Here is an 18024-nt window from a genome sequence, read left to right as displayed (position 1 = left end):
TTCAGATCCCGCGGCTCATCAACTGACTGCGGAGGATGTCGCTCTCGGCAGCGACGGCGAGCGGATCGACGACGAGTACGGACGCACCCGTTTCGATCGTTCCGCGCTCGGCAAGTTCGTGAGCGCCAGCCAGCGCGACACCGCCGGTCGCACTGACCTCGACGCCGGTCGCCGCGTTGGCGTCGACGGCGGCGGCGAGAGCATCGTCGTCCGTCACGGCCACTGCACCGCCGCCGCTGGCCGCGAGTGCGTCGAGGGCGTGCGATCCGACGGCCGGGTCGGGGATTTCTAGGGGACCGATCACGCTGTCCGGTGTCTCCCAGGTCTCGACCTCCACGCCGTTCTGGTAAGCGGTGAAAATCGGCGCACACTCCGCCGGCTGTGCGGCGTACAGCCGCGGGAGCGAATCGAGGTGGCCGGCCGCCTCGAGCGCTTGCAGCCCGGCGAAGAACCCGGCGAGGCGAGTCCCGTGGCCGACCGGCAGGACGATGGCGTCCGGCGACGAACCCTCCCGTTCGAAGAGATCCCACGCGAGCGTCGCCGCACCGAGTTGCCGGAACGGCGAGGCTGGCCCGACCGGGAAACCGTCGGTGTCGGCATCGTCGTAGGCGGCTGCCGCGTCGACATATCGGCCCTCGACGACCGAGAGCTCGCCGCCGTGGACGTTGGTCATCGCTTTCTCGACGAAGGGTGTCCGGGAGGGGACGTAGGACAGCGATTCGAGGCCGGCCCGGCCGGCGTAGGCGGCTGCCGACCGTGCCGCATTGCCCGTCGATGGCAGGACGACGCCTTCGGCGTCACGTTCGGCGGCGACTGAGACAGCCACGGCCAACTCTCGATCCACGGCACTGCCGGTGGGATTGCGTCCCTCGTCGGCGATCCGGACGCGGTCGACGCCGAGTTCGGCAGCCAGTGAGGGGGCGTCGATGACAGTCTTTCCACCCGCACCGATCGAGACGAGCCCCGCATCCGAGTCGAATCCGAGCGCCGGGGCGAAACGGTCGATTCCGGTTGCGTTGTCCGTTTCAGCCGCAACCACGTCTGTGAGTGCATCGGCGTCGAACACCGGTGTGACAGGGTCGCCACACTCGGGGCAGGTCGTCTCGACGTCCTCCGGGGCGAGGGTGGTTTCGCAGGTCGGGCAGTCAAAACCGGCGAGTGCGCCGTCGGTGTGCATACCACGCCGTCAGTCCGCCCCGCTAAAGTGTGGTCCGGTCACGGAGGGGTTTGTTCTCGACAGTCCCATCGCCCACGGTCGACCGGGAGGTTTTGGCCATCCCCGCCGTAGGCGACGACATGATTGACGTGATCGTGGCTGGCGGCGGCCTCGCTGGCCTCGTTGCCGCACGCCACCTCGCCGAGGACGGACTGGACGTGACGGTGTTCGAGAGCGAGTCGACCGTCGGCGGCCGCGTCCACACTCACCGGGAAGACGGATTCACCTACGATCGGGGGTTCCAGGTCGTCTTCGACAGCTATCCGGCAGTCCGGCGCGAACTCGACGTGGACGCACTCGATTTACGGCGATTCGCACCGGGCGCGACGCTCGCACGGCCGGGCGAACGGAGCGTCATCGCTGACCCGCTTCGGGACCCACGGACCGTGACCCAAACGCTGTTCAACCGCGAGATCCCCTTCGGCGACAAGCTTCGCGTCCTCAAACTCCGTCAGGAACTCGCTGGGCGTGATGAAGGCGATATCTTCGACCCGACGCGGCCGGATCGGACTATCGAGGCGGCGCTGGCCGACCGTGGGTTCTCCCAAGCTTTCGGCGAGCGGTTCGTCGCGCCGTTCTACGGCGGGATCACGCTGGATCGCACGCTGTCGACGGATGCCCGGATCTTCGAGTACACGTTTGCCAGACTGATCGAGGGGTCGGCGGCGGTCCCGGCTGACGGGATGGCGGCGATTCCGAAGCAACTGGCCCGTCGTGCCCGTGACGCCGGCGCACGGATCGAAACGGGGGTGACGGTCGAGTCGATCGGCGCGGATGCTGGTAAGACCGGCGAAACGGGAGACAGCGTGAGGGTGACCGTCGACGGCGAGACCATCACGGCGGCCGGCGCGGTCGTGGCGACCGACCCGAAGACGGCCGGCGAGCTCACGGGCGTCGAGACGCCGACCGACTATCGGGGGTGTGCCACTGTCTACGCGTCGTTGCCCTCCGAAACGCAACTCGATACGGGCAAACGCCTCCTGTTGAACATCGCGGACGACCGGCCCAATCAGGTTGCGCCCATGTCGGCAGTGGCTCCCGAGTACGCACCGGACGGCCGGCAGTTGCTCGCCGCGACGTTCCTGGGTGTGCCGGATGCTGGCGACGAGACGCTGTTCGAAGAGACGAGAGATACCCTCTCGGAGTGGTATCCCGAGCGCTCGTTCGCCACCCTCGAACATCGCCGGACGGAACGGGTCCCCTTCGCCCAGATCGACCAGCCGCCAGGGTTCCAGTCGGGGCTGCCCGATCCGGACGACCCGGACGGCCCCGTTGTCCTGGCCGGCGATTACACTCGCTGGAGTTCGATACAGAGCGCTCTCCAGAGCGGTCGAATCGCCGCTGAGACACTCCTAGACGGGCCGGGACTCCCCTGACTGCCCGGCCGACTCAGTGACCGCCGGCGTGATCAGTCGGCTCTTCGGCGAGTGCTTTCGGGACGAGCCACCGGGTCAACACGAGCAACACACCGAGGGCAAGCAGGCTCACCAGCAGTAGGATGACGGCAGCTTCCATAGTAACGGGTTCGACGCCCCTGAACAAAACACTGGTGGGTACTGGGGGCAGTCGGTACTGGGTGGCGAGGTCCTCACAGCATCTCTCTGAGGGAGCCAAGCGGCGGGAACTCCAGGGTTTCGGCGGCTTTCTCGTCACGGACGATCGGCCGGAACGCGCCCGCGTTCCGGATGAACGGCGAGTGAAAGTCGGCGGCACGCATCTGGTTTATCCGGACGCCGGCGACGAGTTCGTTGAACGACGGTAACACGACGACGTCACCCCCGCGGTAGGCGTTGACGCCATGGAGGTAACACGGCCGCCTTTGGCCCTCGATCTCGATGGCCGGGTGATCGTGGCCGATCAGGTACCGGTCAGCCGATCGTTCGGGCGGGTCGTCACCGTGGAGAACAACAGTCTCCCCGTCTGCGAGGGCGTAGCTGTCGGGTGTCGGCCCGTCCCAGACAGCATCGAGCAGCACGTCGTGATTCCCGGGCGTGATGATTAGCTCTGCGCCGTGTTCGGCGACGGACTCCCGGAGGTCCGCAAACGCATTCGCGACGCCCGGCGGAAGCGAATCGAAGGAGTGCAACGCGTCGCCGGCGATCACGACTTCCGCGGGATCGTGTGCCTCCAGCAGGGTCCCGATTCGATCACACATGGACGCGTCCGAACCGAGCGATAGCTCGACGTTCGAGGATCGTTCCCGGCCGAAATGCAGATCCGCGACGACGAGCGTCTCGCCGACGATCACGGCCCGGTCCCGAAACGTCGGTTCCATCACTACGCCATCGGCGACCCACGGGCGTAAGGGTGTCGTCGGGATTCGACCGAGACGAAACGGGAATCGCTCGGGGACGCAACTCCGGGGTTTTTTACCCAGCGCTCCCAGGGTTCGGACATGATCGACGTCCTCGACAACAAGCGGACGGCGACCCGCTTTCGGATCCTCGTCGAGATCGCCGAACGCCAGCCGGCGGTAAGCCAGGGCGAGATCGCCGACGCCGTCGGCGTGACGAGTCAGGCGGTCAGCGAGTACATTCGCGAACTCGTCGAGGACGGCTTCGTCGAGAAAGAGGGGCGCTCGCGCTATCGGGTCACCAACGAGGGCGTCGACTGGCTGTTCGGCGCGGCGACGGACGTCCGACGGTTCGCGGATCATGTAACCGAAGACGTCCTCGGGAGCGTTCAGGAGGACGCCGCGATCGCCCTCAAGCCCGTCAACGAAGGCCAGACCGTTACGCTCTCGATCGCCGATGGCCTCCTCCAGGCGCGGCCGGGCGACGGCGAGGCGACTGGTGTGGCAACGACGGACGCCGAGGCGGGCGAGGTCGTGGGCGTCACTGGGTTCGAGGGCGTCATCGATCTCGAACCGGGGGAGGTCACTATCCTTCAGGTGCCGCCGATCCGTTCGGACGAGGACCCGCCGCTCGATCGGCTCACGGACGCGGTCGAGACTGCTGACCTCGTCGCCGCGGCGGGTGTCGAGGCCGTCGGCGCGCTCCGTCGGATCGACCACGAACCGGCGACAAACTTCGGGGCCGGGGAGGTCGCCGCCGACGCAGCGAGTCGCGGCCTTGACGTCGTCGTCGTCGCCACGACTGACGCGGTCGGGCGGGTAACCGATGCCCTCCGTGACAGCGACGTGTCCTACGCAGTCACATAGCTGGTTCCAAAGCCTTGAGAGGCGTCGAGCCGAACGGTCAGGTATGAGTGATATCGAAGCTGCTGTCGACGAATTCCTCGACGAGTACGACGCGGCCCGCGAGGACTACGACCGCGGGTACGCCGATGCGGACGCGACCTTGCGGCTGATCGAATCGCACGTCGAGGAGTTACGCGACACTGTCGAATGACGCCCAGACATCGCGCGACACTGTCGAATGACGCCCGAGATACTCGCGGTGCGAACCCGGTCGCTCGTGCCGCGTGATACCACGGGAAACGGCGTGAGTGCCGGAAACGCCGTCGTTTTACGGACTGATCCGCTATCCGTCTCCAATGAGTCAGGAGAGCGAGCGTACCCCGGGCGATCTGACTGCGACGGGGATGGCGCTCAGACACGACCGCGAGTGGGATTACGAACTCGACCGGATCAGCGAGGCCGTCGCGGAGCGAAACGCCAACAGCGTCGGCCTGCAGTTCCCGGAGGGACTCAAACGTCGCGGACCGGCCGTCGCCGACGACCTCCGGCGCACCCTCCCGGATGACGTGACGGTCATGCTCTCGGGCGAACCCTGCTATGGGGCCTGTGATCTGGACACTGAACTGATGCGTCACAGCGAGGTGTTCGTCCACTTCGGCCACAGCCCGATGAACGAGTCCGAGCAGATCATCTACGTCCCGCTGTTCTCGAACGTCGACGTCCTCCCGATCATGGAGGAGTCCCTGTCGGAGTTCGACGATCCCGAGACGGACGAGGACATTGGCCTCGTCACGACCGCCCAGCACATGAACAAGTTCGAGGAGATGCGCGAATTCCTCGAGGAGCGCGGCTATACGGTTCACACCCGGCGTGGCGACGAGCGACTGACCCACGAGGGCCAGGTGCTTGGGTGTAACTACGCCTCCGCGGACGTCGAGGCCGACCAGATGCTCTACGTCGGCGGCGGGAAGTTCCACCCGCTGGGGCTCGCGATGGACCATCCCGAGAAACGCGTCGTCATCGCCGACCCCGTCAACAACGTGGTCGACATCGCGGACGCCGACGCGCTGATCAAACAGCGTTACGGCGCGATCCATCGCGCCATGGACGCCGAGACGTGGGGCATCATCTACTCGACGAAGATCGGCCAGGGTCGCCTCGAACGCGCCCGCCAAATCGTCGAGGATAACGACGACGCCTACCTCCTGACGATGAACAACGTCACGCCCCAGAAGCTCACCAACTTCGGGCTTGACGCCTACGTCAACACCGCTTGCCCGCGGATCACGACCGACGACGGCCCGCAGTTCAAACAGCCCATGCTCACGCCCGGCGAGTACGAGATCGCGATGGGAGAGAAACCGATGGACTCGCTCAGCTTCGACACGTTCCACGGCACCTGGTGAGCCGGTCGGCGAGACGCTGCAGTCCTCTTCTCTGCGTGACCGGAGACACGTCGTGGAGTACTTCACGGGCCCGCCCGAACGAGGCCCATGAAACGAACGCTCGAAGAACACGCCGCCCGGTTCGACGAGCAGGCCGACTCCTACGACGACGGCAACTCCTCCGAGTACCGGGCGTGTGCTAATCTGGTGATCGAACACGCCGATCCCGACGATGGCGATACCGTGCTCGACCTGGGGACGGGCACCGGCGCGATTGCCCTCGCACTGGCTCCAGCGGCCGGCCGCGTTATCGGCCGCGATATCAGCGAGGGAATGCGCGAGCGGGCCCGACAGAAGGCCGCCGATCGCGGTTTGGAAAACACCGAGTTCGGTGAGGGTCGCTTTCGCGAGCCCAACCTCCCCGACGCCGACGTGGATGTCGTCGTCTCGAACTTCGCCCTGCACCACCTCAGCGACGCCGAGAAACGCGAGGCGATCGAGACCATCGCCGGTCTGGACCCGGCGCGGTTCGTTCTTGGCGACGTGATGTTCTTCGGGGCGCCGGACCCCGACGAGCCGTTTTACTCGCCGGAAGTCGACGATCCCGCGACCGTCGGGACGCTGGTCGACGCGTTCACTGATGTCGGGTTCGCCCTCACGGCTGTCGAGCGCGTCCACGACCAGGTCGGCGTGCTGGTCGCCGAACGAGTACCAACGGGGACAACTGGCGAGGGTGGCCAATGAAGCACCTCCCGAAGCACTTCAGGCAGCGCTGGCGATATCTCGCAGTCGAACTCGAAACCTGGTCGGACGCCGACTTCGATCGCGGCGCGTTCCAGCGACACCTCTGGTTTGGGGCTCAGAATCTGCTGGGGGACGTCGGATCGGCAGCTGTCGACCTCTCAGTCGTCCGCTTCGAACACGACGGCCCGACCGGGACGGCGATCGTCCGGACGCGTCGTGACGAGGAGACGAACGCCCGAGCGGTACTCGCCACGCTCGAATCTGTCGATGACGACCCAGTGGGACTCCGCGTCCGGGGCGTCAGCGGCACCGTGCGTGCGTGTGAGGAAAAGTATTTAGGAGGCCGACCGGAACCCACCGAGCACGACGACGTCGCCTTTGCGGGAACCGATCGACCTGCAGTGATCCGGGCTGGCCGGGTGGATGTACACGTCGACGACGGGTTCGTCGGGGCGACGCAACGCGATCTCTCATAACGATGCAGGGACAAAATCAACAGCAGGCCTACGACCGCGGTATCACCATCTTCTCACCCGACGGCAGACTCTACCAGGTCGAGTACGCCCGGGAAGCCGTCAAGCGCGGAACGGCGAGCATCGGCGTTCGGACCGCCGACGGCGTCGTCCTCGTGGTGGACAAGCGCATCCGCTCGCCGCTGATGGAGCGCGATTCCGTCGAGAAGATACACAAGGCCGACGACCACATCGGCATCGCCAGCGCGGGCCACGTCGCCGACGCACGCCAGCTCATCGACTTCGCCCGCCGACAGGCACAGCTCAACCGGCTCCGATACGGCGAGGCGATCGGCGTCGAGACGCTCACGAAGCAGGTTACCGATCACGTCCAGCAGTACACACAGATCGGCGGTGCGCGCCCGTTCGGCGTCGCGCTGATGATCGCCGGCGTCAGCAACGGCGAGCCGTATCTATACGAGACCGACCCATCGGGCACGCCTTACGAGTGGAAGGCACTCGCGATCGGTGCCGACCGTGGGGCGATCCGGGAGCACCTCGAAGCCAGCTACGACGAGGACATGACCCTGGAGGCCGGCGTCGGGCTGGCACTCGAAGCGCTTGCGTCGGTCGCCGACGGCGGCCTGACCCCGGAGGGTGTCGGCATCGCGACGATCCCCGTCGAGGACGCACAGTTCCACGAACTCACCGACGCCGAGACGGAGGCGTACCTCACCGATCTGGGCTTGCTCGCTACAGACGAGGATGACGCAACTGCGGACGACGATCCGGACACGACGGCAGACGAGCGAGACACTGACGACGATTCAGTCGACGAGTAATCGACCGAGGGAAGTGTTGAATTCACGCGATCACGACGGACTCACGAAGCGGTGGGCCGAAGCGACGGTTCCCGCGGGACTTACATGCTGTTGTCTTGGGCGACGAGCAGGTCGAACGGCGTGTCGGCTGGCTCGTCATCCGGCGTGAGGTAGCCAGCCGCGAAGGCCGTATACACCGTTCCACCGTCGAGACTGACGTCGAAGTCGGCGGCGACGTCGCCGTCGTTCGTATCGGTATCGCCACGGATCTCGACCGTGTAGTCACCGGCTCCGACAGTCGTGTAGCCAGAACCCCCGAACGGAACGCCGTCGAAGAGTACGACATCGCCGCCAGCGGCTGTCACGTTGACAGTGGGCGCATCCGGGGAAGCATGAACGACCCTGAGGCGCGCCTCGTCGTCAGCAACGTCGGAGTTGTCGTCCTCCAGCACGAGCGGGGCGAACGGTTCGTCCGCATCCTCGCCGATCTCCCCTGTCGCAGCGACGGTGTAGTCAGTGTCCTCGGCAACGGTGACCGCCCCCGAGAAGACTTCAGTATCGGGGGAGCCAGCGGGCGTGATCGTCACGTCGTGTTCCTGGGCGGGGACCGACAGGTACGTGCTGACTGCCCCGAAGGGCACGTCCCCAAGTGCGACGTCGCCGTTGAGGTAGACGTCGACGTTCGGCGCGTTCGGGGACATGTGTGCGACGCGAAGCCGACCCTCGGCTGGCTCGGGTTCCGGGGCAGCACCGCGGCCACTGGGCGTGGTGACGAGAAGGTTGAAAGGCGTCGCGGCTGGCTCGTCGTCGGGGGTGAGATAGCCCCCCGCGAAGGCCGTGTAGCTCTGTCCGCCTTCGAGCGTGACGTCGAATTCAGCAGCGATGTCGCCGTCGTTTCCGTCCGTATCGCCGCGGATCTCGACGGTGTAGTCGCCGGCATCCACGGTCGTGGTTCCGGCTGCGCCGAACGGGACACCGTCGAACAGCACGACGTCACCGCCGCCAGCAGTCACGTCGACGGCGGGTGCGTCCGGGGACGCGTGAACGACCGTGAGACGAGCCTGATCGTCGGCAACGTCGGACGTATCGTCTTCCAGCACGAGGGGTGCGAACGGCTCGTCGGCGTCGTCGCCGATTTCTCCGGTCGCGGCGACGGTGTAGGCGGTGTCGGCCGCGACGGTTACGGACCCGTTGAAGACTTCGGTGTCCGGCGAGCCGGTGGGCGTGATCGTCACCGTATGCTCTGTAGCAGGCACAGAGAGATACTGGCTGACCGCCCCAAAGGGAACGTCCTCGAGTGCGACTTCGTCGTTGAGGTAGACGTCGACGTTGGGCGCGTTCGGCGACATATGTGCGACGCGAAGTTGCCCGTCGCCCGGCTCGGGTTCCGGGGCGGCACCGCGGCCACTGGGTGTGGTCACGAGGAGGTCAAAGGGCGTCATTGCGGGCTCGTCGTCCGGAGTGAGATAGCCCGCTGCGAACGCGGTGTACGTTTCGCCGCCTTCGAGCGTGACATCAAATTCCGCTGCGACGTCGCCGTCGTTTCCGTCCGTATCGCCACGGATCTCGACGGTGTACTCGCCCGCGCCGACGGTCGTGTACCCGGACCCACCGAAGGGCACGCCGTCGAAGAGTACCACGTCGCCGTCCGCTGCCGTCACGTCGACTGCTGGGGCGTCCGGGGACGTGTGCACGACTCTGAGGCGTGCTTCGTCATCGCCGACATCGGACGTATCGTCTTCCAGCACGAGGGGCGCGAACGGTTCGTCGGCGTCGTCGCCGATTTCACCCGTGGCGGCGACGGTGTAGGCGGTGTCTGCCGCGACGGTCACCGCACCGCTGAACACTTCCGTGTCCGGCGAACCGGCCGGCGTAATCGTGACTGAATGTTCCTGAGCCGGAACCGACAGGTACTGGCTGACCGCGCCGAACGGGACGTCTTCGAGGACCGCTTCGTCGTTGAGATAGACGTCGACGTTCGGTGCGTTCGGCGACATGTGGGCGACACGGAGTCGTCCCTCCCCCGGATCGGATTCGGTCATCTCCGAATCCGTCTCGGTCGGTTCGGGGTCGTCCATCGTCGTCTCGTCATCCGTCGTCGTCTCCTCGTTCCCGTCGCTACAGCCTGCGAGGCCGATAGTCGTCGCCGCACCCATACTCAACAGCAGCCGTCGCCGTGTCGGCGTTTCATCTGTCATGTGCGTGAACCGCTCCGACTGACAGTATATTAACAATTTTCGTGATTTAGACTCAATTTCGTCGAGAATCTCCCGAAATTCCGTTCGAGGAGTGGTCTCGCTTCCGAATTACTTTCGAGAGATTTGAGTCTAAGTTACCAAAATCCCTATTTCGCTGGTTCGGGTACGTCGAGTAATGAGGCTAGCGCGGCGTCTGGCAACCACCGACCCATCGGGCGGAGCCGTTCGGAGTTACCGCAATGGTTGCCGCAATGTCGGGCGATCTGTGGGTTTGCGACCGGTGGATTATTCTATCGTGGCATCAAACGAACGAGCGTATGGAGGCGGTCCTCTGGCAGACGCTCGCGGGGACGCGCGGCGGTCCCAACAGGGTCCGTATCCTCAGTGCGCTGGACGACCGGCCGCGAAACGCCAACCGCCTCGCCGAGGATCTCGATCTGGCGTACAACACGATTCGCCATCACCTCGACGTCTTGGAGGACAACGACATCGTCACGAGCGCCGACGAGAGCTACGGGACGGTCTATCTGCCCAGCGAGCGGGCGCGACAACACTGGGGGACGATCGAGGATATTATTTCCCAGGTGGAACAATGAGTCAACGACAGAGACACGGAAGCATGGCATGGCGACCGGCCGAGGGTGACAGATGACGCTCGTACTCGACATCGCACGGCTGGCAGCGGTGACAAACATCATCCTGTTGAGCGCGTTGATCGCCGTGTGGGGCCAGCTGTACCGCGAGATCAGATCCACGTTCACCCTCGGGTCGATCGTCTTCGCCGGGTTCCTGCTCGCCGAAAACCTTCTGGCGCTGTGGTATTACTTCAATCCGACGCCCGGGTTACCGCCGTTCGCCGTCGAGATCATGATGGTCCTCCAGGTGCTGGAAGCGTTCGCCATCGCGACGCTGTTGTATATCACCTGGCAGTGAGTCGGCGTGGCCGGTGTCTCCTCGGCAGCGAGTTCGGAAACACCTTTTACTCGGCCCGAATAGGAGTAAGATATGATATCCCTTGACGAGGCTGTCACAGCCCGTCTGGAAACCCACGGCGAGCGCTTCGAGGTACTGGTCGATCCCGACGCGGCCTTATCCATCAAGCGCGACGACTTCGAGGGTGACCTCGAGGACGTCATCGCCGCCGAGGACGTCTTCGAGAACGCCTCCCGGGGTGATCGACCGCCGGAGAACGCCCTCGAAGAGGTCTTCGGGACGACCGAGCCCCTGGAGATCATTCCCGAGGTCATCGAGCAGGGGGAGATCCAGATCACGGCCGACCAGCGCCGCGAGATGCAAGAGCGCAAGCACCGTGAACTCGTCCAGCGGATCACCCGCAACGCCGTCAATCCCCAGATGGACGACGCCCCCCACCCGCCCGACCGGATCGAGTCGGCCCTTGAGGAGGCGGGCTTCCAGGTCGATCCGATGGAACCAGTCGAAAATCAGGTCGACGACGCGCTCGACGCGCTCAGGCCGGTGATCCCGATCCGATTCGACGAGGTAACCGTCGCCGTGCAGTTGCCACCCGAACACGCCGGCAGCGGCCAGGCACAAATCAGGGAGTTCGGTGACTTAGAGAGCGAAGAGTGGCAAAGCGACGGGTCGTGGGTCGGCGTGCTCACCTTCCCCGCTGGCCTCCAGAATGACTTCTATGGACTCGCCAACGAGGTTTCCAGCGGCGAGGCCGAGACGCGGATCATCAAAGACGAAGACGACATCAAAACCCGCTGAATTCAGGACAGTGCGGCGGTCCCAACCAGGCAACGATGCGGTTCACGTGGCGTTTCAGGGAGTCAACAACGCGATGAACTGGTCAGTCATCGATCGCTTCCGACGGCCCGAGTACACCGGCAGGAACCGCTGTCTTCCGTGTACGATAACCAATGGCGTTTTCGGCCTCCTGATCGGCAATGCGGCGTTCGTCCTTCTGATGGGACTGGAATACCCGCCGACCGTCGCCGTCGGTGCTTTCATCGCCGTGATCGCGGGGTCGGCCGTCCAGATCTGGCTCCGTGGCTACTTGATCCCAGGAACACCAACGCTCACGAAACGGTATTTCCCACCGCGGTTGCTCCGGGCCTTCGGGAAGGAACCGTTCGTTATCGATGGCGTGGGCACACTCAGCACGCTCGACGTCGACTCGCATCTTCGCGAGGCCGACGCGGTTGCATCAGCAGACAACGAGGACCGCTATCTCACGGACGGTTTCACAACGGCCTGGCGAAGTGCGATCGACGAGCTTTCGGACAGCGAGACGACTGCGGGGACGGTTTTCGATCTCGACGGCGAGATCCGAATAGCGGAGACTGACCGGTCCGTGACGCTTACCCTGGATGGTCGTCCCTTCGGTCGATGGGTGTCACGGGCCGCACTCCTCGCGGATCTCGGGGCCGGCCAGGTGCTCGCAAACCAGTATGGCGGCTGGACGGCGCTCTCGACGGCTGAACGTGGTCAGGTCGTCTCCGAGCTGCGACGGCATCTCGATATCTGTCCCGCGTGTGGCGGCGAGACATCGCTCGATACGCAGACAGCCACCTCCTGTTGTCGGGAGTACGAGGTCGAGACAGTCTCGTGTGACGCCTGTGGTGTCCGACTTTCCGAATCGCCCGTCGACGCCGCCCCGTAACTCAAAACGCCGAACTTGAGCGATCCACGGCCTGGATTGCCCGCTATCGCTTGGTTGGCTTCCTACGGTAGTCCGTTAGTAACTTCATAAGGCTTATGCGCGCGTTGGCAGTTTCCTTGCCTAATGAGCGCTCGGAGGGTTCCCGTCCCATGAGTGGATTAGACGACTATGTCACGGAGGATTCGCCAGCCGGTCGTGCCGTCGAATGGCTCTTTCGGTGGGGTCATTGGCTGGTCATCGCCGGCCTGTTCGGCTTCATGTTCTGGGTGCGGGGCAGAACGTGGGGTCGATTCGTCTCCGACGGCAAGATTCTCTTTAGCGGAAACGACCCCTGGTATCATCTGCGCCAGATCTCCTATACCGTCTCGAATTGGCCCTCGACGATGCCGTTCGATCCCTGGACGGAGTTCCCTTCCGGGACCTTTGTCGGCCAGTACGGGACGATCTTCGATCAACTGATTGCAACGGCAGCACTCGTCATCGGCCTCGGGAATCCAAGCGACGAGCTGGTTCGGCTCGTCACGCTGTTCTCACCGGTCGTCTTCGGCACGGCGATTATCGTGCCGACGTACTATCTTGGCAAGCGGATGGGCGGCCGGATGGCCGGTATCATCGCCGCAATCGTGCTTGCGCTGTCATCGGGCGTCCTCCTTCAGCGGAGCCTCGTGGGGGCTGCTGACCACCAGGTCGCTGAAGCCTTTTTCCAGGCGATTGCCGTGCTCGGCATTGTGATTGCCGTTCGTGTTGCACAGGAAGAAAAGCCGGTGTACGAACTGTTCGTCGAGCGGGACTGGGAAACGCTTCGCCGGCCACTGGGCTGGGCCGCGGTGGGTGGCGTCGGGCTGGCGTTATATCTCTGGACCTGGCCGCCGGCGATCCTTCTTCTCGGAATCCTGGGCGTCTACGTTACGATTCAGCTCCCGATCGTCTATCTCCGGGGCGAAAGTCCCGAACACGTCGGGATATCCACTGCGACCATCTTTTTGGTAGCTGGTGTACTCTCGCTGCTCTCGATTCATTCGTTCGATCTCAATATGGTTCAACTCTCTCTCGCCCAGCCAGGGCTCGCCTTTGCGGGTGTCGCGTGGTCGATCGGATTGACCTGGCTAGCGCGGGAGTGGGATCGTCGTGATCTCAACGCCTGGCTGTACCCGACGACGATTTTCGGTGGGCTTGGTGTGAGTGTTCTACTGTTCGCACTCGTTTTGCCGGATCTGTTCTGGTACTTCTTCGATCAGCTGCTCCGGTTCGTCGGGTTCGCCTTCAACCCACACACGGAATCGGCCGGTACTGTCGCTGAGGTCGCGCCGATAAGTGGGGGTCTCGATACACTTTGGAGATGGTACGGAGCAGCCCCGATCATCGCCGGTGTCGGCGTCGGGATTGCCCTCGTCCATCAGTATCTCAGCGACGAACTCAAGCCGGAGTTGCTGTTCGTCGCGGTCTGGTTCCTGTTCATGCTCGCTGCGGCGTTCACTCAGTCACGCTTTGGCGTCTACCTCACGGTCCCGGCCGCGACGCTGACCGCGCTGGTGGTCTCGTGGCTGTTCCGGACACTTCATTCGGCCGCTGAGAGTAGCGATCTCGAAACGTACCAGGTCCTGACGATACTGAGCGTGGTAATCGCCGTTGTCTTGCCGATGGTCGTGGCCTCTCCGACCGTGCTGGATACCTCAGACCAAAACGGTCCCGGTGCCGTTGCCAACTGGCAAAGTAGCCTTGACTGGATGAGCGAGAACACGCCCGCCCAGGGCAACTACGGTGGGGCCGGCAATGCAGAGGAGCTCGACTTCTACGGTACCTACGAGCGAACTGACGACTTCGAGTATCCGGACGGAGCTTACGGCGTGATGTCATGGTGGGACTACGGCCACTGGATCACTCAGGAAGGCGAACGCATCCCGGTCGCCAACCCGTTCCAGGGCAACGCTAAGGAGGCCGCAGCGTTCCTCCTTGCAGGGAACGAATCCCAGGCTGGCGACGCACTCGATGTCGTGAGTGAAAACGAGTCGGATGCAGCGCCCCAATACGCGATGGTCGACTGGAAGATGGTCACGGCCAACGGGGCCCCCTGGGCAAACTATGCCTGGGGGAAGTTCTTCGCGCCGTCGGCCTTCCTAGACAACGTCTCGACGTCGGATTACTTCCGACCGGTGCATGCGGGGATACAGGCCGGTGACCGGTCTTCATATGTGCGACAGTACTATACGGTCCAGAAACAGGCCTACTACGAGTCCATGGTCGTCAGACTCTACCGGTATCACGGTAGCGCCGCCTCGACCACCGATGTCCCAGGCGCCAACACACAAGGCCGGATTCCGGTCGTCGACTGGGAACAAACGCAGGTCGAGTTCCAGGACGGCACGGCGGGAACCTGGAATGTTCCCGCGACAGACCAGAACGGAACCGCTCAGGCACTGCGATGGTTCAACAACCGAAGCGCAGCCGAAGCCTACGTCGCTGAGGACGGGACGGCCCAGATCGGCGGCCTCGGGAAGATCCCGAGTGAGCCAGTCTCCGCCCTGGAGCACTACCGGCTGGTGCAGGTGAGCGATTCGAGTCAGAACCCGATCATGGCGAGCCAGCCAGGGTTACTCTTGCTCGCCCAACGGAACGCCCAGAGTCAGCAGGTACAGTACCAGACAGGTGTCGGCACTCGAACCCTGTTGAGTGGGGCGCTCTCGGAATCCTATAGCGCCTGGACAAAGACCTTCGAGCGTGTCCCGGGTGCGACCGTCGAGGGGACTGGGCCAGCAAACACGAACGTCACGGCCTCGGTCGAGATGGAGATGCCCAACGCGAACCAGACGTTCACCTACCGCCAGCACGCTGAGACCGGCGGGGATGGCGAGTTCACCATGACGCTGCCGTACTCGACGACGGACTACGACGCGGTGAGCACCGAGGACGGCTATACGAACGTCAGCGTCCGTGCGAATAGCTCCTACGAGTTCCAGACCCCGCCGACACAGGAGTCGACGAACGAGAGTATACGGTATACCGCCTACACCGACACGGCGGACGTCTCCGAAGAGCAGGTCGTCGGTACCGACGAGTCGGCCGTCGAGGTCGACCTGACCGAGTCAGTCCTGTTCGAACAGGATCTCAACACGTCGGAGGGCGATTCGACAAACGAGACGGACGGGAACGCGACAGACGGCTCCGAGACGAGTGATCCGGCCGACGGTTCGACGAACGAAACTGGCACTAACACGACCGAAGCGGTCGCACCCGTTGTCGCCGGTGATGCGGCCATTGCCCGAGCGGTTCCCACTGGATACTAAATCGTGTCTTCCCGAGAGCAATCACGGACCACGTCGACGACAGATGTCCGGGCCTGGCTCGTGATCTACCTCAAGGGCGTCGCGATGGGTGCGGCCGACTCGGTACCGGGCGTCTCGGGGGGGACGATCGCGTTTATCACCGGGATCTACGAGCGGCTCATCAGTGCGATCGCCGGACTCGATCCCCGCGCAGCCAGACACCTGCTTCGGATCCATCACACGAATGGCCGCCAGGCGCTGATTCGTCGGCTGCTTGCCATGGACGTGCCATTCCTGGTCGTTCTCGGGTCAGGCGTCTTGACGGCGCTGGTGATCGTCTCGCGTGTGATGCACGCCGCGTTGAACGGGGCCCGGGCACTCACCTTTGCCTTCTTCTTCGGGTTGATCGCCGCCTCGGCGGTCGTCCTCTACGAGAACGTCTCCGTCGGGACGCCCGGCCGAGTCGGGGCTTCCGTGGTCGGCTTTGGGCTGGCGTTCGTCGTCTCGGGCGTGACTGCCGGCGCGACGTACTCACACGCGTTGCCGGTCCTCTTCGTCACGGGGGCAATCATGATCACCGCGATGATCCTGCCGGGTGTGTCGGGTGCCTTCATGCTGTTGTTGCTGGGGCAGTACGATTATCTGACGGGTGTCCTCAAACAGTTCGTCGACAGTCTTCTCGGGTTGGTAACTGGGAATGCGTCTCTCGGTGGCGTTCTGGATCTGGCAACGACGGTAGCCGTCGTCGGGATCGGCGCGCTCGTCGGCTTGCTCTCGTTCGCCCGGGTGATCCGGTGGGCGCTATCCACCTACCGGGTAGCCACGTTGACGTTCCTCGTTAGCCTCATGGTCGGGGCGCTACGGCTGCCAGTCGAAGAAGTCCTCGACAACACTGCCACCTGGAGCCCGACGACGACATTTCTGACGCTGCTTGCGGCGGGTGTCGGGGCCGGGGCGGTGCTCGTTCTCGACCAATACACTGGGTCGCTGTCGTATTGACGCGATCGCTCGCCGGGAGTCGGTAGCGTTTTCCCCACGCTGGGCCAGACAGAGCGTATGCGCGTCCTCAACTATCTCGAACTCGAACCCTATCTTGGCCCCAGCGGGATCCGAACTGCTGCCTCCCAGCAGCGCGCGGCTCTGGCGACCACGGACGTCGACGTCGTGACGTCGCCGTGGGACGGCCGGAACCCGGCGACTGCAGCCGTGAGTAATCTCGGTGACGGATCGCTGTGGGCTGACTTCGATGTTGCCCACGCCAACCTCATCGGTCCGGGATCGATCGCCGTCGCCAAGCACGCACAGCGCCACGACATCCCGCTGATTTTACACTCACACGTCACCCGCGAGGACTTCCAGGAGAGCTTTCGGGGATCGAACCTGGTTTCGAAACCCCTCGGCTGGTATCTTCGGTGGTTTTACTCCCAGGCCGACCTCGTCCTCTGTCCCAGTGAGTACACGCGCCGCGTGCTCGAATCGTATCCCGTCACGGCCCCAATCAAGCCGATGACCAACGGCGTCGACTTGGAGAACCTGGAGGGCTACGAGAAGTTCCGGGCGTCCGCCAGAGAGAAGTACGACCTCGATGGCGTCGTCGTCTTCGCCGTTGGGCAGGTCTTCGAGCGCAAGGGGCTGAGCACGTTCTGTCGGGTCGCCCAGGAGACGCCGTACGATTTCGCGTGGTTTGGCCCCTACAGCACGAGCCCGCTGGCATCGAAGACGGTGCAACGCTGGACAGAAGAGCCGCCGGAGAACGTCACGTTCACCGGCTGGATCGACGACATTCGCGATGCGTTCGGTGCGGGCGATATCTATCTGTTCCCCACGAAGACCGAGAACCAGGGGATCGCCGTCCTCGAAGCGATGGCCGCCGAGAAGGCCGTCGTCATCCGGGACATCCCGGTCTTCGAGGAGTTCTTCACCGACGGCGAGGACTGCCTGAAAGCCGAGACTGACGCGGAGTTCCGCGAGGCGGTCGAACGGCTTGCGGAGGATCCCGACCTCCGGGAGCGGTTGGGTTCGAACGCCCGTGCGACGGCTGAGGAACACAGCCTCGATCGCGTCGGCGAGGAACTCGTCTCGGTCTACGAGGCGCTGCTTGCGGGACGGGATCCGACCGAGGGCTACTCGTAGCGTTGAAGGACGATCGAGACGCCAACTACTAACTACACCCACGGAGA

General features: G+C 64.2%; 18 protein-coding genes. 14 read left to right on the top strand and 4 right to left on the bottom strand.

All coding sequences use genetic code 11. From position 1 onward, the window contains the following. Position 1 precedes the first annotated feature (1 nt). Complete coding sequence (locus HBNXHr_RS08865) at positions 2 to 1177, bottom strand: pyridoxal-phosphate dependent enzyme (protein ID WP_275881862.1); 1176 nt, start codon at positions 1175 to 1177, stop codon at positions 2 to 4. A gap of 119 nt (positions 1178 to 1296) precedes the next feature. Between HBNXHr_RS08865 and HBNXHr_RS08860 the strand changes: the two genes are divergently transcribed. Next, positions 1297 to 2592: an NAD(P)/FAD-dependent oxidoreductase gene (locus HBNXHr_RS08860; protein ID WP_275881861.1), complete on the top strand. Its 1296-nt coding sequence runs from the start codon at positions 1297 to 1299 to the stop codon at positions 2590 to 2592. A 13-nt stretch (positions 2593 to 2605) separates the two neighbouring features. Here the strand turns inward: HBNXHr_RS08860 and HBNXHr_RS08855 are convergent, their stop codons facing one another. Together HBNXHr_RS08855 and HBNXHr_RS08850 are read right to left on the bottom strand one after the other, a co-directional pair. Next, the gene (locus HBNXHr_RS08855; protein WP_275736869.1) at positions 2606 to 2731 is read right to left on the bottom strand and encodes a hypothetical protein; all 126 of its coding nucleotides are present in this window, start codon (positions 2729 to 2731) and stop codon (positions 2606 to 2608) included. A gap of 73 nt (positions 2732 to 2804) precedes the next feature. After that, positions 2805 to 3491 carry a metallophosphoesterase gene (locus HBNXHr_RS08850; protein WP_275881860.1) on the bottom strand — a complete coding sequence of 229 codons (687 nt, stop codon included), beginning with the start codon at positions 3489 to 3491 and terminating at the stop codon, positions 2805 to 2807. Positions 3492 to 3611: 120 nt separating this feature from the next. Here HBNXHr_RS08850 and HBNXHr_RS08845 point away from each other — a divergent pair, with 120 nt between their 5' ends. From HBNXHr_RS08845 to psmA, 6 genes are all read left to right on the top strand, one after another. After that, positions 3612 to 4376: a MarR family transcriptional regulator gene (locus HBNXHr_RS08845; protein ID WP_275881859.1), complete on the top strand. Its 765-nt coding sequence runs from the start codon at positions 3612 to 3614 to the stop codon at positions 4374 to 4376. Positions 4377 to 4419: 43 nt separating this feature from the next. After that, positions 4420 to 4566, top strand: a complete 147-nt coding sequence (locus HBNXHr_RS08840; protein WP_275881858.1) for a hypothetical protein — start codon at positions 4420 to 4422, stop codon at positions 4564 to 4566. A gap of 145 nt (positions 4567 to 4711) precedes the next feature. Then, entirely contained in the window at positions 4712 to 5761 is a 1050-nt protein-coding gene (gene dph2 / locus HBNXHr_RS08835) for a diphthamide biosynthesis enzyme Dph2 (RefSeq protein WP_275881857.1), read from the top strand. 87 nt (positions 5762 to 5848) lie between these two features. After that, positions 5849 to 6484 (top strand): class I SAM-dependent methyltransferase, encoded by a 636-nt coding sequence (locus HBNXHr_RS08830; protein ID WP_275881856.1) that lies wholly within the window; start codon positions 5849 to 5851, stop codon positions 6482 to 6484. Further along, positions 6481 to 6960: an Rpp14/Pop5 family protein gene (locus HBNXHr_RS08825; protein WP_275881855.1), complete on the top strand. Its 480-nt coding sequence runs from the start codon at positions 6481 to 6483 to the stop codon at positions 6958 to 6960. Before HBNXHr_RS08830 ends, HBNXHr_RS08825 begins: the two co-directional genes overlap by 4 nt. Before the next feature lie 2 nt (positions 6961 to 6962). Then, positions 6963 to 7778 carry an archaeal proteasome endopeptidase complex subunit alpha gene (gene psmA / locus HBNXHr_RS08820; RefSeq protein ID WP_275881854.1) on the top strand — a complete coding sequence of 272 codons (816 nt, stop codon included), beginning with the start codon at positions 6963 to 6965 and terminating at the stop codon, positions 7776 to 7778. Between the two features lie 80 nt (positions 7779 to 7858). Here psmA and HBNXHr_RS08815 read toward each other — a convergent pair whose 3' ends face one another. Further along, positions 7859 to 9955 (bottom strand): DUF4397 domain-containing protein, encoded by a 2097-nt coding sequence (locus tag HBNXHr_RS08815; protein ID WP_275881853.1) that lies wholly within the window; start codon positions 9953 to 9955, stop codon positions 7859 to 7861. Between the two features lie 317 nt (positions 9956 to 10272). On the opposite strand from HBNXHr_RS08815, the gene HBNXHr_RS08810 reads away from it, so the two are divergent. From HBNXHr_RS08810 to HBNXHr_RS08780, 7 genes are all read left to right on the top strand, one after another. Beyond that, a complete protein-coding gene (locus HBNXHr_RS08810) occupies positions 10273 to 10551 on the top strand; it encodes a winged helix-turn-helix domain-containing protein (RefSeq protein ID WP_275736860.1) in 279 nt (92 codons plus the stop codon). 52 nt (positions 10552 to 10603) lie between these two features. After that, complete coding sequence (locus tag HBNXHr_RS08805; protein WP_275881852.1) at positions 10604 to 10888, top strand: hypothetical protein; 285 nt, start codon at positions 10604 to 10606, stop codon at positions 10886 to 10888. A 72-nt stretch (positions 10889 to 10960) separates the two neighbouring features. Next, positions 10961 to 11686 carry a ribosome assembly factor SBDS gene (locus tag HBNXHr_RS08800; RefSeq protein WP_275881851.1) on the top strand — a complete coding sequence of 242 codons (726 nt, stop codon included), beginning with the start codon at positions 10961 to 10963 and terminating at the stop codon, positions 11684 to 11686. A 73-nt stretch (positions 11687 to 11759) separates the two neighbouring features. After that, positions 11760 to 12581: a hypothetical protein gene (locus tag HBNXHr_RS08795; RefSeq protein WP_275881850.1), complete on the top strand. Its 822-nt coding sequence runs from the start codon at positions 11760 to 11762 to the stop codon at positions 12579 to 12581. A gap of 149 nt (positions 12582 to 12730) precedes the next feature. Next, complete coding sequence (locus tag HBNXHr_RS08790; RefSeq protein ID WP_275881849.1) at positions 12731 to 15865, top strand: oligosaccharyl transferase, archaeosortase A system-associated; 3135 nt, start codon at positions 12731 to 12733, stop codon at positions 15863 to 15865. A gap of 84 nt (positions 15866 to 15949) precedes the next feature. After that, positions 15950 to 16843: a DUF368 domain-containing protein gene (locus HBNXHr_RS08785; RefSeq protein WP_275883707.1), complete on the top strand. Its 894-nt coding sequence runs from the start codon at positions 15950 to 15952 to the stop codon at positions 16841 to 16843. Positions 16844 to 16900: 57 nt separating this feature from the next. Next, entirely contained in the window at positions 16901 to 17977 is a 1077-nt protein-coding gene (locus HBNXHr_RS08780) for a glycosyltransferase family 4 protein (RefSeq protein WP_275736855.1), read from the top strand. Positions 17978 to 18024 lie beyond the last annotated feature (47 nt).

It is taken from the genome of Halorhabdus sp. BNX81 (genome assembly GCF_029229925.1).
GTDB lineage: Archaea > Halobacteriota > Halobacteria > Halobacteriales > Haloarculaceae > Halorhabdus.
Note: the sequence above shows the minus strand (reverse complement) of the source record. Positions and strands in the feature narration are given on the sequence as shown.